This window comes from Phytopseudomonas flavescens (genome assembly GCF_900100535.1).
GTDB classification, from domain to species: domain Bacteria; phylum Pseudomonadota; class Gammaproteobacteria; order Pseudomonadales; family Pseudomonadaceae; genus Aquipseudomonas; species Aquipseudomonas flavescens.
The window spans coordinates 241,030-256,301 of sequence record NZ_FNDG01000003.1 but is presented as its reverse complement, the minus strand read 5'-3'; the positions used below and the strand labels follow the sequence as shown (position 1 = coordinate 256,301).

15 protein-coding genes are annotated in these 15,272 nt (G+C 63.8%); 4 read left to right on the top strand and 11 right to left on the bottom strand.

The annotated features are described in order from the left end of the window. Positions 1-102: 102 nt before the first annotated feature. From BLR94_RS05310 to BLR94_RS05280, 7 genes are read right to left on the bottom strand one after another with little or no spacing between them, the layout of a single operon-like run. Positions 103-1,341, bottom strand: a complete 1,239-nt coding sequence (locus tag BLR94_RS05310) for a TIGR02270 family protein (protein ID WP_244158096.1) — start codon at positions 1,339-1,341, stop codon at positions 103-105. Next, complete coding sequence (locus BLR94_RS05305) at positions 1,338-2,234, bottom strand: hypothetical protein (protein ID WP_084303726.1); 897 nt, start codon at positions 2,232-2,234, stop codon at positions 1,338-1,340. Before BLR94_RS05305 ends, BLR94_RS05310 begins: the two co-directional genes overlap by 4 nt. Continuing rightward, a complete protein-coding gene (locus BLR94_RS05300; RefSeq protein WP_084303725.1) occupies positions 2,231-3,448 on the bottom strand; it encodes a PAAR-like domain-containing protein in 1,218 nt (405 codons plus the stop codon). The genes BLR94_RS05305 and BLR94_RS05300 overlap by 4 nt, the downstream gene beginning before the upstream one ends. Continuing rightward, on the bottom strand, positions 3,448-4,485 hold the full coding sequence (locus BLR94_RS05295; RefSeq protein WP_084303724.1) for a 3-oxoacyl-ACP synthase: 1,038 nt from the start codon (positions 4,483-4,485) through the stop codon (positions 3,448-3,450). Before BLR94_RS05295 ends, BLR94_RS05300 begins: the two co-directional genes overlap by 1 nt. Beyond that, on the bottom strand, positions 4,482-5,594 hold the full coding sequence (locus BLR94_RS05290) for a DUF2169 family type VI secretion system accessory protein (RefSeq protein ID WP_084303723.1): 1,113 nt from the start codon (positions 5,592-5,594) through the stop codon (positions 4,482-4,484). Before BLR94_RS05290 ends, BLR94_RS05295 begins: the two co-directional genes overlap by 4 nt. A 10-nt stretch (positions 5,595-5,604) precedes the next feature. Beyond that, complete coding sequence (locus tag BLR94_RS05285) at positions 5,605-6,063, bottom strand: DUF6484 domain-containing protein (protein WP_084303722.1); 459 nt, start codon at positions 6,061-6,063, stop codon at positions 5,605-5,607. A 29-nt stretch (positions 6,064-6,092) separates the two neighbouring features. Then, positions 6,093-8,318, bottom strand: a complete 2,226-nt coding sequence (locus BLR94_RS05280; protein ID WP_084303721.1) for a type VI secretion system Vgr family protein — start codon at positions 8,316-8,318, stop codon at positions 6,093-6,095. A 285-nt stretch (positions 8,319-8,603) separates the two neighbouring features. On the opposite strand from BLR94_RS05280, the gene BLR94_RS05275 reads away from it, so the two are divergent. After that, positions 8,604-9,263 (top strand): HD domain-containing protein, encoded by a 660-nt coding sequence (locus BLR94_RS05275; RefSeq protein WP_084303720.1) that lies wholly within the window; start codon positions 8,604-8,606, stop codon positions 9,261-9,263. An 8-nt stretch (positions 9,264-9,271) separates the two neighbouring features. Beyond that, complete coding sequence (gene solA, locus BLR94_RS05270; protein ID WP_084303719.1) at positions 9,272-10,471, top strand: N-methyl-L-tryptophan oxidase; 1,200 nt, start codon at positions 9,272-9,274, stop codon at positions 10,469-10,471. A 221-nt stretch (positions 10,472-10,692) separates the two neighbouring features. Here solA and BLR94_RS05265 read toward each other — a convergent pair whose 3' ends face one another. From BLR94_RS05265 to BLR94_RS05250, 4 genes are all read right to left on the bottom strand, one after another. Then, the gene (locus BLR94_RS05265) at positions 10,693-11,190 is read right to left on the bottom strand and encodes a GNAT family N-acetyltransferase (RefSeq protein WP_084303718.1); all 498 of its coding nucleotides are present in this window, start codon (positions 11,188-11,190) and stop codon (positions 10,693-10,695) included. Between the two features lie 20 nt (positions 11,191-11,210). Then, positions 11,211-11,672, bottom strand: a complete 462-nt coding sequence (locus tag BLR94_RS05260) for an RES family NAD+ phosphorylase (protein WP_084303717.1) — start codon at positions 11,670-11,672, stop codon at positions 11,211-11,213. Next, the gene (gene parS, locus BLR94_RS05255) at positions 11,672-12,142 is read right to left on the bottom strand and encodes a type II RES/Xre toxin-antitoxin system antitoxin (protein WP_084303716.1); all 471 of its coding nucleotides are present in this window, start codon (positions 12,140-12,142) and stop codon (positions 11,672-11,674) included. The genes BLR94_RS05260 and parS overlap by 1 nt, the downstream gene beginning before the upstream one ends. Positions 12,143-12,238: 96 nt before the next feature. After that, entirely contained in the window at positions 12,239-12,781 is a 543-nt protein-coding gene (locus BLR94_RS05250) for a gamma carbonic anhydrase family protein (RefSeq protein ID WP_084303715.1), read from the bottom strand. 102 nt (positions 12,782-12,883) lie between these two features. On the opposite strand from BLR94_RS05250, the gene prlC reads away from it, so the two are divergent. Continuing rightward, entirely contained in the window at positions 12,884-14,932 is a 2,049-nt protein-coding gene (gene prlC / locus BLR94_RS05245; protein WP_084303714.1) for an oligopeptidase A, read from the top strand. Continuing rightward, complete coding sequence (locus tag BLR94_RS05240) at positions 14,929-15,216, top strand: YheV family putative zinc ribbon protein (protein ID WP_084303713.1); 288 nt, start codon at positions 14,929-14,931, stop codon at positions 15,214-15,216. Before prlC ends, BLR94_RS05240 begins: the two co-directional genes overlap by 4 nt. Positions 15,217-15,272: the final 56 nt, after the last annotated feature.

The following is a 15,272-nucleotide window of genomic DNA, read 5'->3' as shown; positions in this document are numbered from 1 at the left end:
TGCGATCGGCCCTGGACTCGGTCACGGAGTATAGCGGGGGGCACTGCCGGAATTGTTTGAGCATGTTCGCACTGTCCTTGTGTCATCGATTTACCTGCTGCTTCAGTAACCGAGCAGTCGCTTCTGCCGCTGCGCCGGCGCATCCGTTGGAAACACAGCGCTGGCCGGCTGGTATCTTGCCAGCAGGCAGGCTGCCGCAATCCGTTGGCGCTGCTGGCCACTGCGCAGCACGGCCAGGCACTGCCGCTCGCTGAATGGTTGCCCCGTCAGGTGAGCGACGCCCGCAGGCAGGCCGTGCCCGTTGCATTGCCACCACTGCTCGACCTTGTGCGGGTCGGGCCAGGGCAGGTCGGTATCCGGATCCATATCCACATGGGGGTCATCCGGATCGTCATTGGGGCCGCTGTCGTAGTCGGGATAGACGCTCAATTCCAGGTCGAGTTCCGCCAGGTCGGCGCCGCTGATTAGCGTGAAGGCCTCCGCGGCAACGCGGGCGAAGGGCAACTCGTGCATCTGCCGGATCAGCCAGGGGATGGTCTGCGGATCGCCGAACAGGCCGAGGGCCTGGATCACCATGCGCCGGTGCTCCGGGCTCTGCATCAGGCTGCGCAACCACACGATGCTGACTTCCCGCGGCTGCCAGGCGAGCAGCACCTCGAGTGCGGGTTGGCGTAGATCGCCGGGGCGCTCGGCGAACAGACGCAGGGTGCCGAGGGCCTCCTGATCACCCATCTGCGCGCTGGCCCAGTTGCTCCAGAAACGCACGCCGTCGTCGCCATGCAGGCGGTGGCTGCGCAGGGCCTGCAACAGGTCGAGACGCCGCAGTTGGCCTGCGGTACGTGCGGCGCAGGCCAGCACACTCGGGTCAGCATGGCCCAGCGCAGACAGCAGTGCCGGGCCAGGGTCGTGGCGGTGCAGACCACAGGCTGTCAGGGCAATGCGGCGTTGCCGAGCATCGGTTGCAGCGAGGTCACGTTCTACCCGGCCGGCCACCTGCGGCCAGTCCAGCCAGCCGAGTACCGCGGTAAGGAATGGCTCGCCACCGGGGGCTTCTTCGAGATGACGGTACAGGTCATTCAGCGCTGCATCGCTGTTCAGTTGCAGAGCCAGCGCCGCCGCTGCGAACACTTCGCCCTGGGCGTGGGGATTGAGTTGTTCCAGCACCCGGTGAAGGCCCTTCAGCCCGGCGATCTGCAGGCCATCCAGATGCGCCTCGATACGCCCATCCAGATCGCCCAGGTGCTCCAGATCGTAGTGGGGGGCACTGACGGCATAGCGGCGCAGGCCGGCGAGAAAGCCAGCTTCTTCGGCGTGCTGGTCGAGGATGGTGGCGATCATCAGTCGATGCGCGTCCAGGTCGTGCCGTCGTAGGCCAGGATATCGGTCTCACCGATGGACCAGAGCAATCCATCTGCACTACTCAGGCTATGGCAGCTGTTGGGGATCAAGTCACCAAAGTCGACCAGCTCAAGTTGATCGTCACGCAGCCAGTACAAGGCATGGAGCGTAGAGACATAAAGCTTGCCGGCGAACCACTCGAGATCCCAGAAATCAGAATCGGTCGCTTCATGTTCAATGGTTTCCCATTGGTCGTTCTTACCTTTCAAGAGGATGCCGTGCATACCGCAGGCATACACCCAGCCGTCTTCGGCACAGAACACCCGAGTGAGATTTATATTGGTAGGACTGGCGCAGTTCTTCCAGGCAGCACCATCGAAATGCCAGATTTCGCCATACCAGCCGACGGCGTACAGGTCTTGTTCACTGAAACCATGGATGGACTCAAAGCCAAAAACCATATCCTTGGCAGGTTGGCTGGGCATATCGCCATGGAGCGCCAACCAACTGCCCGGGTTTTCCCGTTTGAAAACCTGGCGATCCATGCCGCAGACATAGGCGAAGCCGCCAATATTGCGTATCTCGCGCAGGATGCTCAGCGTTATGCCGGGACAGGTAATCTGCTCGTCATAGTCATCGTTATTACCCATCACACGAACATTGCCATGTTCGCCCAGTGCGATGGCCTGGTCTTTAGGGTTTTGAGTTATGCAGATCGAATGGGCATTCCAGCGACCTATTTCATACATACCCCATTTGCCACCATCCCAGGCATAAAAAGAAGTGTGCGGCAGTCCGTCGGCGTTGAGATCAGGGTCGATGCACAATACATAGGCAAGGTCGCCGTAACGCACAGCTCCGCTCCGGTAGCGGTAGCCGACATCCTTGAACATCATCTTGATATATCTCCTGGATTTTCTAGTATTCGTTTGCCTTTGTCGTATTGCTGCCATGCTTTTTCAGCGACAGTGCTTTCAGTTTTCCCACTCGGCGATGAAGGTATTTTCGTAGCAGGGCCGACACCCACGTCGGCGTTGCCGTGGTAGGCATGGAGCTGTGCCTGCAGGCACTTTTCGTTGCAACCGCCCTGGAAAACCATATTCACTGATGCCGCTCCGCATTCAGTGGCTTGGCGCAAGGTCCAGACGCCATCAGGCGCGAGCTTCTTGGCTCTCACCCCTTGATAGGTGTGCATCAGACCGTGGGTGGCCGTCGTATTATCAGGGCCTTCCGCGCATACGCATGGGGCTTGGTCCAGGTCATATTTAGAGTTGGCGAATTGCGCCCGCAGTGAGCCACCTTCTTTACGTGTTCCCGGTTCGAGGAACGCCGACGCTTCTATCAGGTGGTGGCCTGTCTGGCCTGGGCAGCAGCCCGGTTGGCGATTCTTGCCGCGACCTTTGGGTTTGTAGGGGACGAGCCTACAGCGCCTAGCTTGCAGGCACTTGTTGGCCTGGTTCTTGGTCGCGAGTTTCTCGTAGGCACTTTTGACCTTGGCATTGGCCTGATCACGGGCCGGGGATCCCTTTGCAGCCAGTGATCGTAATTTTTTGACTCGTGCCAGTTCCGTAGTGGGTGGGCAGGGATCTTGGTCGCCATACGGGATGTATGCCGCGCAGGCGTCCTTTTCCTTCGCGACGTCTTCCTTGCACGGCCCTTCACCGCCACCCATCGCATTCTTATCCAGATATGGCCACGGCGGCGTGTTCCCCGGCATCGACCCATGGTTATGGGTCGTCAGGTCCATATGCCGCACTACGTTCTTGCCTTCGAACTTGACGTCCATCGACCAGGACGTGAAGTACACCTTGCCCTTGATCTTGCCCGTCAGGATGCCTTTCTTCGGCGCGCAGCCGGGTTCGTCGCCGTAGCTGGTCTTGTAGTAGCTCTTGTTCTTGAGCATCACTTCCTTGCGGGTGATGCGGATGGTGCGGGTGCCCTTGGTGGTGTCGCTGGACAGGCCGGTATTCGGGTACGGGATCGGGATGCCCATGGGCATCGGCGGCGTCTGCGGCGGGGTGAAGCAGACGTCGGGGAAGGCCGCAATGGATTTGCCGCTGGCCGATTTGCAGGAAATTTCCCGGTTGTTGGCGTAGACCTCGTTGGCCATCAGGCAACTCCCACCCGTTGATAGCTGAGCAGCGCGACGGCACGTTCGCCGGCGTCGTTGCCCAGTTGATAGACGATGTTCGAGCCGGGGCCGTAGCCCTTGCGCGAAGTAGCCAGGGCCACCGCCAGCATGGCCGGGCCTATGGCCGCGCCGCACTCGCCGATGCAGTCGGCGGGGTGCCAGATGTCGAAGTCTTCCTTGACCACGCGCAGTGTGCGGCTCAGTGCCAGGGCCGCTTCCTTGAAGTAGTACTGCTCGCCTGAATTGTCGGTCAGGCGGTAGTCCATCTGCTCCATGCGGCAGTTGCCGTCCTTGAGCGCCGACTGGGTGGCCTGGACCAGGCCGTCCGCGCGCAGCGGCATATCGTCGGCTTCCACGGTGGCCTTCTCGACGCCAAAGCCCAGACCGATGCAGATCAACTGCTCGGCATCCTGGCGCAGCGGCGCACCGACGATCACGGCCGCTGCGCCTTCGCCGGGGACGAAACCATCGCAATGGCGGCTGGTGAGCAACCGTTGGCGCTGCTCGAGGGCGGACAGGGTGGCGGCGTTGAGAAACGAGTCGACCCCGGCGATCACTACATGCCGGTGGCCGCCTTCGTGGATCAGCCGGCGCGCATTGAGCAGCGCCACCCCGGCGCTGACCCGACCGCGGGGGATCAGGGTGGACGCGGCGTGGAACTGCACGCCCAGCTCGCGCTCGATGTCACGCAGCAGGCTGCTGTCCAGGCCGTCGCAGCGGCCCGGGCGATCCAGTTCGGCGACGCCGAGCAGCAACGGCGTATCGGTGCAATCCAGGCCTGGTACGGCGGCCAGGCTTTCGGCGATGGCCCGAGCGGCCATCTTTACCAGCTTGGTTCGTCCTCGCCACGGCTCCTCCAGCGGCACGCTGGCCGCGATCTGCCATTCGCCGCCCCCGTCGATGAAGCGGGTTTCCTGGAAATTGTCGATGGCGCAGCGGATCGCCGCGCAACTGGCCGGAGCGCTCAGGCCAACGGCGCTGACCATGCCGCAGGAGAGGATGCCGAGGGCACTCATCGGGCATCGTCCTGTATCGAGCGGCTGTGGCTCAGCGCGGCCAGCGACGGATAGTAGTCCTTGCCCAGCTCGCGGGCGCGCCACCAGGCCCGGGACTTCTCGCCGACCAGCACCTGGGCGATCTCGAACAGGTTGCGCTTCAGCGCTCTGCGGGTGCGCCAGGTGATTTCCACATGCCCGGCATCGCTGTCGACCAGCAGGGTGTCGATGACCGCTTCCGCGCTTTCGTGGCCGCCCTTGCTGAGGAAGTAGGTCACCGGCATGCGCACGCTGGGCACGCGGAAGCCGGCACGCTCGGTGGGCATCAGGCCGAGCAGGAAGACATCCTCGCCACCCTTGAGGTAGTCCGTCTGCTGATCGGCCGGGGCGGCCTGGAAATAGCGTTCGTCGAAATCCCTGGGCAGGAAAGGAAACTGCTCGTCCTGCCAGGCCTGATCGTAGGTGCCGGCAAAGCCGACACGGGCCTGCCAGTGCTTGCCCAGTGGGCCGAGGGCCATGGGGTCGAAGTCGCCATGGGGCGCATCCACGGCCTGGCCGAGCTTTTCGGTATTGGGCATCGGCATGCCGACCACGGTGCCGCCGCTCAGGCTGCGCGGGTACCAGCCCTGACCGGCCGGGTTGCGCAGGTTGCACAGCAGATGCTCGTGGTTGCCCGGTGCCGGATGGCTGCCGCCGAAGGCGCTGGCGTAGGAAATGTCCTGGCGCACGAAGGGCTGCGCCAGTCCGGCGGTGGTGCCGAGAGCGCCGGGCTGCCACTGCCGTGGTCCGTATACGCTGAACGCCTTGCTGACCTGGCCGACGCGGATGCCGACGGTGAGCTGGGTGACGGGGCGTCCGCCCGGTGCATGGGCGCTGCCAGTTACCAGCACGTCGCAGTACGGCTTGAAGGGTGCGAAGTCGAACTCGCGCAGCGGGGCCGACAGGCCGGGGTCGCCAGCGAAGGTGTCACTCATCAGCAGCGGCTGCTGGGTTTCCAGCAGGCGTGCCACGCTGCCGTCCACTGGCAGGTCGAAGGTGCCCTTGACGATGACCACCAGATACTCGCGGCCATCGGCATCCAGACCCTGGTTGTAGGCCGCCACCATTCGCGTGGCATTGAGCAGTTCCATGGGCGGCTTCTTAGTTGATCTGCACCGAACCGCCCTTGATGCGGTTCACACCGCTGGAGCGGCTGGACAGGTAGGCGCCCTTGATCAGCACCTTGCCTTCGCGGGTCAGGGTGATGCTGGCCTTGCCGCAGCGCAGCACGATCTCGCGCTCGGCGCTGAATTCCAGGCGCTCGCCGTCGATGTGTGCCACCGCTGCGGGTGGGTTGGCAGGTGCCTGCGGCAGGCGCTGGATGCGGCCGATCACCAGCGGCTGAGATGGGTCGCCGGCGACGAACATCAGCGCTACCTGAGCGCCGATGTCTTCACGGCTGAGCGTCGTGGTGGTGGTCGCGGCGATACCGGTCTCCGCTGGGCAGCCGGGGAATGCCACGACCGGGCTGGACGCCTGCGGCACATCGAGCAGTACACCGATCACTACGCCGTCGAGACGGGTGATGGCAGGGACTGGGGTGTGGAACTGGACTGTCATGCGCATTGCTCCATGGCCGCTGTCGCTGCTCAGTTCTGCAGGATCTTCTGGCCTTTCATCACGATGTTCCTGGCTGCCTTGACGTTGATCGCCCCGGAGCCGTCGATGCTGATGTTCTTGCCACGAATGACGATGGTGCCGTCCTTCTTCATGGTGATGCTTGCAGCGCCGGTCTGCAGGGTGATCGAGTCGCCGGCCTTGAGCACGAAATTCTTGCCGACATGCAGGTTGTCATCCTTGAGGACACGGCTATTGCGCTCGCCGCGCACGTAGTGCGACTCGTTGCCGCCTGCCATGGTCGCCAGATCGGCGCCTATGAGCACATACTCGTTGGCGGTGATCAGCGCGGTACGGTCAGCGCCGATGGTGGTGCGCTCACTGTTGCCCACGCTTTCGGTACGGTTGGCGCCGATGCTGATGGTCTCGTTGCTGCCCACGCTCTCGGTGCGGTTGGCGCCGATGCTGATGGTTTCGTTGCTGCCCACCGTCTCACTGCGGTTGGCGCCGATGGCGATGGTCTCGTTACTGCCGACCTGCTCGCTACGGTTCACACCGATGGTGATGGTTTCGTTGTTGCCGACCTTCTCGGTACGGTCGACGCCGATGGTGATGGTCTCGTGGTTGTCCACCGTTTCGGTGCGATCGTGTTTGACGTGCACCGTCTCATCGTTATCGACGGTCTTGCTGCGATCGTGGCCCACCCAATGGGTCTCGTCGTTCTCGACCTCGATGTCCTGATTCTTCTCGGCATGGATGAACAGCTGCTCCTCGCCCTTCTTGTCTTCCATGCGGATTTCATTGAAGTTGGCCGGCGTGCCGCCCTTGCTCGAGCGGCTCTTGGTGCCGCTCTGGGTGGCGTTGGCAGGCAGATCGTAGGGCACCGTCTGTTCGGCGTTGTAGACGCGGCCGGTGACGATCGGCCGGTCGGGATCACCCTCGAGAAAGCTGACGATGACTTCCTGACCGATGCGCGGAATCTGGATGGAGCCCCAGTTCTTGCCGGCCCAGTTCTGCGATACGCGGATCCAGCAGGAACTGTTCTCGTTGGACTGGTCATGGCGATCCCAGTAGAAATGCACCTTCACCCGGCCGTACTGATCGGTCCAGATTTCCTCGCCCTTGGGGCCGACCACCATGGCCGTCTGCGGCCCCTGCACGATCGGCTGCACGGTCAGTGGCAGCGGGCGGAACACCTGGCTGGCATCGATGCAGGTGAGGCTGCTGTCGAACTGGAAGCTCTCGCTGCCGCGGCCGCTCTCGTACAGGTCCTGGGTGATGGTGTATTCGCTGTCGACGATCAGGTATTCGCGGTTCTGGTCATCGCGCGGATAGTCGGTGAGGCTGAACAGATGGCCGCTGCCCAGCCCGCGGGCGTTGCCCTTCAGGCGAATCTGCTCGTGCTGGGCCTGAATCGCCTCGATGCGATTGCGCGCGTACTGCTCGCCGTCCTTGCTCTGCACGTACTCGCCCGGGTAGTCGTAGAGCGGATAGTCGGCGTTGCTGTGCTCGCGGGCGATGCCGGAGCGAACTTCCAGGCGCGCGCTGGGGCGCTGGAAGTCATAGTCGTTGAGCGCCAGGGAGCCGGGTTGCACTTCGTGCGCCAGGTGCCAGTCATGAATGTGGTCGCGCTCGCGCATCTGGTCGTCGAGGGGGTAGAAAGGCACGCGGGCGTAGCCGGGTGCCGTGCCGTGCGCGCCGTAGGCGTCGCAGAGCACCAGCACGTGGCGTTCCTGCTCGTGGCGGAAGTAGTAGTAGATGCCTTCCTGTTCCATCAGCCGGCTGACGAAGTCGAAGCTGGTCTCGCGGTACTGCACGCAGTAGTCCCATTCCCGGTAGGAGCGGGTGAGGGCGTCTTCGAAATCGGAGAAGCCGAGATCGCGCAATACCTGCTTGATGATCTCGGGTACGGTCTTGCTCTGGAAGATCCGGCAGTCGGAGGTACGCGACAGCAGCCACAGCCAGGGCTTGAGCGTGACCTGGTAACTGGCGAACTGGCCACGGTGGGCGGTCTGGCTGCAGCGGGCGACGAGGCCGTGGAAGTAGCGATCGCTGCCATCGGCCAGTTGCACGGCGATGCCCATGGGCTTGCCGAGCAGGTTGTTGAGCTTCAGCGATGAGTTTTCGGACGCCAGGCTCAGCTCGTACTGGAACAGGCGGCCGAGGGACTCGGTGCCGTTCAGGCGCTCCATGACCAGCGCGTTGTCGCCGAGCGGGCTGTTGACCTTGGCCATGCGCGATTGTTGTGTGATTGCCATTTCCGTGACCCTGCGATGCCGTCCTGTGCCGAAGATAACCGCGAATGCGGTTACGTGCCGAGACGCCGTTGGGAATACGCGCTCGAGCTGGACTGTCCGTCTGTTTTCCCGCGCGGGTTGGTGTGGCGCTGTCGGTGACAGCGCCCGATCAGGCCGGCGAAGCGCAAAGGTGTCGCAAGCGGCGTGACATTGTCCAGTAATGGCGATAGGCCATGCTCGATGACCTGGCTTGCTAGGCGCAGCGCCTGGCTCTAAGGTGCGGCTTTCGCCCACAGCCTCTCGCCGATGACCATGGATCGTTTTGCCCCCTTCGCGCAGCAGGCAGCCCGGTTGCTCGCGCTCTGCGCGCCCTCGACCGACGATGGCGCCCATGATCTGTCGCACCTGCAGCGGGTCTGGGCCAATGCCCGTCTGTTGCAGCGCGAAGAGGGCGGCGATCTGGAGCTGCTGCTGGCTGCCGTGCTGCTGCATGACTGTGTCGCGGTGGAAAAGGACTCCCCGTTGCGCGCCAGCGCATCGCGCCTTTCCGCTGCACGGGCCGCCGAGGTACTCGCCAGCCTGGGCTGGGGCGAAGCGCGCATCGCGGCGGCCTGCCATGCCATCGAGGCGCACAGTTTCTCCGCGGCGATCACGCCGACCAGCCTGGAGGCGCGCATCCTGCAGGATGCCGACCGTCTCGATGCCATCGGCCTGATTGGCGTGGCGCGCTGTTTCCATGTGGCCGGGCGGTTGGGCAGCGCCCTGTACGACGCCGACGATATCGACGCCGTGTATCGCCCCCTGGATGACCAGCGCTTCGCCCTCGACCATTTCCGTACCAAGCTGCTGGGCCTGGCCTGCGGTTTCCAGACACCCACCGGTTCGCGCCTGGCCCAGCAGCGGCATGCGCGGATGGTCGCCTTCCTCGACGCGTTTCGCGAGGAAACCCAGCCCTTCGAGCAGTAGAGAACCCCATGCACTACGACGTTATCGTGATCGGCCTGGGCGCCATGGGCGCCGCCACCCTTTACCAACTGGCCAGGCGCGGCGTGCGCGTGGTCGGCGTGGATCGTCATGCGCCGCCCCACGATCAGGGTTCCAGCCATGGCGATACGCGCATTACCCGCCAGGCGGTGGGCGAGGGCGCGGCCTATGTACCGCTGGCGTTGAATTCCCAGCGTATCTGGCGTGAGCTGGAAGCGCAGAGCGGTGAGTCGCTGTTCGAGGCGTGCGGCATGTTGATGCTCAGCAGCAGCCAGGCGCCGACGCGGGGGCACGGCACACCCGATTTCGGCGGTGAGACGGCAGCGCTGGCCAAGCGTTTCGGCATCGAGCACAGCCTGTTGGATGCCGCCGGGATTCGTGCACGCTTTCCACAGTTCGCTGGTTTCGGCGAAGAGGCCACCGGCTATCACGAGCCGGGCGCCGGTTACGTGCGCCCCGAGCGGGCCATCGACGTGCAACTGAGGCTGGCCGAGCAGCTGGGTGCCACCTTGCACACAAACAGGCCGGTCACCGCCATCGCGTCCGACGCCCAGGGTGTTCGCGTGCAGACCAGCAGCGGGACGCTGACCGCGGACAAGGCCATCGTCTGCGCCGGTATGTGGAGCGGCCGGCTGCTCGGGGCGCCGGTGGAGAGGCTGCTCAAGGTGTGCCGCCAGCAGTTGGTCTGGTTCGAACTGGACGAGCCTGAACGCTTCGCCGCCGACTCGCCGGTTTACATCCTGCTGCACGGCGCGGCGGACACCGACAGCTGTTACGGCTTTCCGCCGTTGCCGGGCGAGAACGCCATCAAGATCGCCACCGAGCAGTACCTCGATGATTGCGATCCCGATGCGCTGGATCGCAGCGTCAGCCAGGCGGATATCGACGGCCTGTACGATGCCCATGTGGCCGGCCGCCTGCTCGGTGTGTCGAATCGCGTGCTCAAGTCCAGGGTCTGCACCTACACCATCACCCCGGACTTCAACTTCATCATCGACGCCCATCCGCAACTGGCCAACGTGACCCTGGTGTCTGCCTGCTCCGGGCATGGTTTCAAGCATTCCGCCGGCATTGGTGAAGCGCTGGCCATGCACCACTGCAACGAGCCCGGCGCCGTCGACCTGTCTGCATTCTCGCTGGCGCGATTCAGAGTTACCGCAAGTAAGGTCTCAGGAGCTACTGACGAATAGACGGCAGCAAGGCAGAAGCGCCGCTCCCTGCGTAGGGTGGACAACGCTCTTTTTGTCCACCATTGCGATCGTGAAGCGGTGGACGGATCGGGCCGCGTAGGTGAAGCGTCGTCCACCCTACGCCTGAAGGCAGCTTCAAGGCGATAGCCGCCGTTCGTTGTCGCCCACCAAACCGAACGGCTGCTATCGCCACTTTGTGGCCATCGCAGGCAATCTTTCGGCTAAAGAGCATCGTCGTTCAGCCAGCGATACATCACATGGCAGTCCACGAGACCCTGGGTGCGGTGACGGTAGGCCTTCGGCAGGGTGCCGACGATGCTGAAGCCGTGCTTCTGCCAGAGCGCCACGGCAACGGTATTGGTGGCGACCACGGAGTTGAACTGCATCGCCTGAAAGCCCAGCTCGCGACCGATCTGCAAGGAGTGCTGGCATAGCGCACTGGCCACACCCTTGCCGCGGGCGGCAGGGGCGGTCATGTAGCCGCAGTTGCACACGTGGTCACCGGGGCCGGCGGCGTTGGCCTTGATGTAGTAGCTGCCAAGGATCTGCCCGCCGGCTTCGGCCACGAAGGTGGCGCGGGGCAGTTCGACCCAGAGCTGCCAGGCCGTTTCGCGGTCCATGGCCGGGTCATAGGCGTAGGTTTCCTCGCCCTGGACGACATCGCGGATGATCGGCCAGACCTGGTCGAAATCGGCTTCGGTAATCGGACGAATAAGCACAGTGCTTCCTTGTCGGTAGGTCACGCCTTGAACATGCGTGGGTCGTAGGTGAAATCGTAGACCTCGACGACGCTGATGCGGGCAACCGCTGGATGACCGGGATTGATCACCAGGTTGCGTTCCAGCGGCAACACAGCGGAGGGAACGATCAGGCCCAGGTGGCGGGTCGAGCGCAGCCAGCGGCTACCGAAGTCCATGCTCGGGCGATCCACCGGCAGGGTGTTCCAACCGCCGGGCAGCTCGCCGGCAGCCGGTTCCCAGTAGAGCTCGGGATCGTCCGGCAGCTCGAAACAGGTGATCTTCAGCGGCATCGCCGGTGGTCCCTCGGCGTGTACGAAGGTTTCCAGGCAGCAGATGCCGGGGCTGAGCCCCATGTAAACGGCGGGCACCTCCTGTTCGTTCCAGCGCCCGCCTTCGAGCGCTGCACCGATGCCGGAAAGGTCCCTGGCCCGCTTGGCCTTGGCCACGCGCCAGGCACGCATCAGGCCGCGCCACCCCAGTCGAGGGCGTTGAGCACCCGGCGTACCTGCTTGGCGCCGATTTCCGTCTCGCAGAGCATGATCGGCGCCTGCTCGCCCAGCGAGCGATTGGCGCGCGACATCCAGTCGGCGGCCGCCTGGCGGCTCTCGAAGACATCCTCGGCCAGTTGGCAGACCATGGCGATCCGGTCCAGGCGCTCCGAGGCTACCGGGTCGAGCACCTTGCGCTCGCGGCGGCGGCGCTCGAGGGTCGAGATCGAGGCGTTGAGAAGGATTTCCAGGCTGCGTTCGGGCAGGGTAAAGGTCGCCTTGACGGCCTGCACCAGGTCGGCGGCGAAGCCGTCACGAATCTGCTGCAGGCGCTCGGCTTCGCTGAGCCTTTCCCGGCCGGCGCTGAAATCCCAGAAGGCGGCGACCACGGGCGAGTGGTCGTCCTTGCCCTGCTTGGCCTGACGCATTGCGGTAACGGCCATGCTGTCTCCTTCATCTGAATAAAAATAATCGTCAAATGAAGGTTACTCGCTTCTGCTCCTTCTTGCATACCCATCTGCCGGGCGGCAAGCACTACCCTAGTGCCCGTAACCCTCGGCGATATGCTGATCCTTGAGCTTCACGTAGTTGCCGGCGGTGTAGCTGAAGAAGTTGCGCTCCTTGTCGGTCAGTGGCCGCGCCTGTTTCACCGGGCTGCCGACGTACAGGTAACCGCTTTCCAGTACCTTGCCCGGCGGCACCAGGCTGCCGGCGCCGATGATCACGTCGTCCTCTACCACCGCGCCGTCCATCACCGTGCTGCCCATGCCGACCAGGATGCGGCTGCCCAGGGTACAGCCGTGCAGCATCACCTTGTGGCCGATGGTCACCTCGTCGCCGATGATCAGCGGGAAGCCGTCCGGGTTGAACGGGCCGGCATGGGTGATGTGCAGCACGCTGCCGTCCTGCACGCTGGTGCGCTTGCCGATACGGATACGGTGCATGTCGCCGCGGATCACGGTCAGCGGCCACACGGAGCTGTCTTCACCGATCTGCACATCGCCGATGACCACCGCCGAGGCGTCGACGAACACCCCCTCGGCCAGTTCGGGCGTGGTGCCCTGATATGTTCGAATCGTCATGATAGAAACCTGCAACGTTACGCCGGGGCTTGATTGTAATTAAGATGAACGCCATATCGGCTGAATCAGTCTTCCCTATTCATTCCACCACAGGTACCCGACGTGAGTGTGAACAATCCCCTGCTGCAATCCTTCGACCTGCCGCCGTATTCGACCATCCTCCCCGAGCATGTAGAGCCGGCGGTGGATGCCATCCTCGCCGAAAGCCGTACGGCGGTGGCCGAGTTGCTGGCCAGCCAGGGCAATGCACCACGCTGGGAATCGCTGATCGACCCGCTCGACGAGCAGGGCGCGAAGCTGGGCCGTGCCTGGAGCCCGGTCAGCCACCTCAATGCCGTGCGCAATAACCCCGAGCTGCGTGCCGCCTATGAGGCCTGCCTGCCGAAACTCTCCGAGTACTGGACGGAAATGGGCCAGAACCGCGCCCTGTTCCAGGCCTACGAGGCGCTCGCTGCCAGCCCTGAAGCGGCCGGTTTCGACGTGGCGCAGAAGACCATTCTCGAGCACGCCCTGCGTGATTTCCGCCTGTCCGGTATCGACCTGCCAGCCGAGCAGCAGAAGCGATACGGCGAGATCCAGATGAAGCTCTCCGAGCTGGGCAGCCGTTTCTCCAACCAGTTGCTGGACGCCACCCAGGCCTGGACCAAGCAGGTCGAGGACGAAAGCCTGTTGGCCGGCCTCACCGATTCCGCCAAGGCGCAGATGAAACAGGCTGCCGAAGCCAAGGGCCTGGACGGCTGGCTGATCACCCTGGAATTCCCCAGCTACTACGCGGTGATGACCTACGCCGACGATCGCGCGCTGCGCGAAGAGCTGTACGCCGCCTACTGCACCCGTGCTTCGGATCAGGGCCCGAACGCCGGGCAGCACGACAACGGGCCGGTGATGGCCGAGATCCTCGACCTGCGTCAGGAACTGGCGCGCCTGCTCGGTTTCGCCAACTACTCCGAGCTGAGCCTGGCCAGCAAGATGGCCGAATCCACCGAGCAGGTGCTGAGTTTCCTGCGCGACCTGGCGGTGCGCAGCAAACCCTTCGCCGAGCAGGATCTGGCCGAGCTCAAGGCCTACGCCGCCGAGCATGGCTGCAACGATCTGCAGAGCTGGGACGTGGGCTACTACAGCGAAAAGCTGCGTGAGCAGCGCTACAGCATTTCCCAGGAAATCCTGCGTGCCTATTTCCCCATCGACAAGGTGCTCGGCGGCCTGTTCGCCATCGTCGAGAAGCTCTACGGCATCCAGATCAAGGAGCTGTCCGGCTTCGATACCTGGCACCCGGACGTCCGTCTGTTCGAGATTTCCGAAAACGGCCAGCACGTCGGGCGTTTCTTCTTCGACCTCTACGCCCGTGCCAACAAGCGCGGTGGTGCCTGGATGGACGGTGCCCGCGACAAGCGTCGCAGCGCTGGCGGCGAGCTGGTCAGCCCGGTGGCCAACCTGGTGTGCAACTTCACGCCTGCGTCGACCGGCAAGCCGGCCCTGCTGACCCACGATGAAGTCACCACCCTGTTCCACGAATTCGGCCACGGCCTGCATCATCTGCTGACCCGCGTCGAGCACGTCGGGGTTTCCGGCATCAATGGCGTGGCCTGGGATGCCGTCGAGCTGCCCAGCCAGTTCATGGAAAACTGGTGCTGGGAGCCCGAGGGCCTGGCGCTGATTTCCGGGCACTTTGAGACCGGTGAGCCGCTGCCGCAGGACCTGCTCGACAAGATGCTGGCCGCCAAGAACTTCCAGTCCGGCCTGATGATGGTGCGTCAGCTGGAGTTCTCGCTGTTCGACTTCGAGCTGCATGCCATTCATGGTGATGGCCGCAGCGTGCTGGAAGTGCTCGAAGGCATTCGTGACGAGGTCTCGGTGCTGCGTCCGCCGGCCTACAACCGTTTCCCCAACAGCTTCGCGCACATCTTCGCCGGGGGGTATGCCGCCGGTTACTACAGCTACAAGTGGGCCGAAGTGCTGTCCGCCGATGCCTTCTCGAAGTTCGAAGAAGAGGGCGTGCTCAACCCGCAGACCGGCCGCGCCTTCCGCGAGGCGATCCTGGCCCGTGGCGGCTCTCAGGCGCCGATGGTGCTGTTCGTCGATTTCCGCGGCCGCGAGCCGAGCATCGACGCGTTGCTGCGCCACCTCGGCCTGAGTGCGGAGGCGGCATGAGCGACGACCCGGTGATAACGCCCAAGCGCTTCATCGCCGGCGCCGTGTGCCCGGCGTGCAGCGAAATGGACAGCATCAAGATGTGGAACGTCGATGGCGTGCCGCACCGTGAGTGCGTGCAGTGCGGTTATGCCGACACCCTGGACGAGCGCGGCAACTCGGTGGCCAAGGAGCTGCCGACCCGCGTCAACGTCAGTGCCCTGACAGCGAAGAAGCCGGCCGACCCCAAGGTCAAGGCCGTGCAGTTCTTCCCCAATCCGAAATTGAAGAAGAACGACGACTGAGGGAGCCTCCGAGGAAATCGAAGGCACCACTGCAGGGCGTGGCGTTTCAGGCTGTG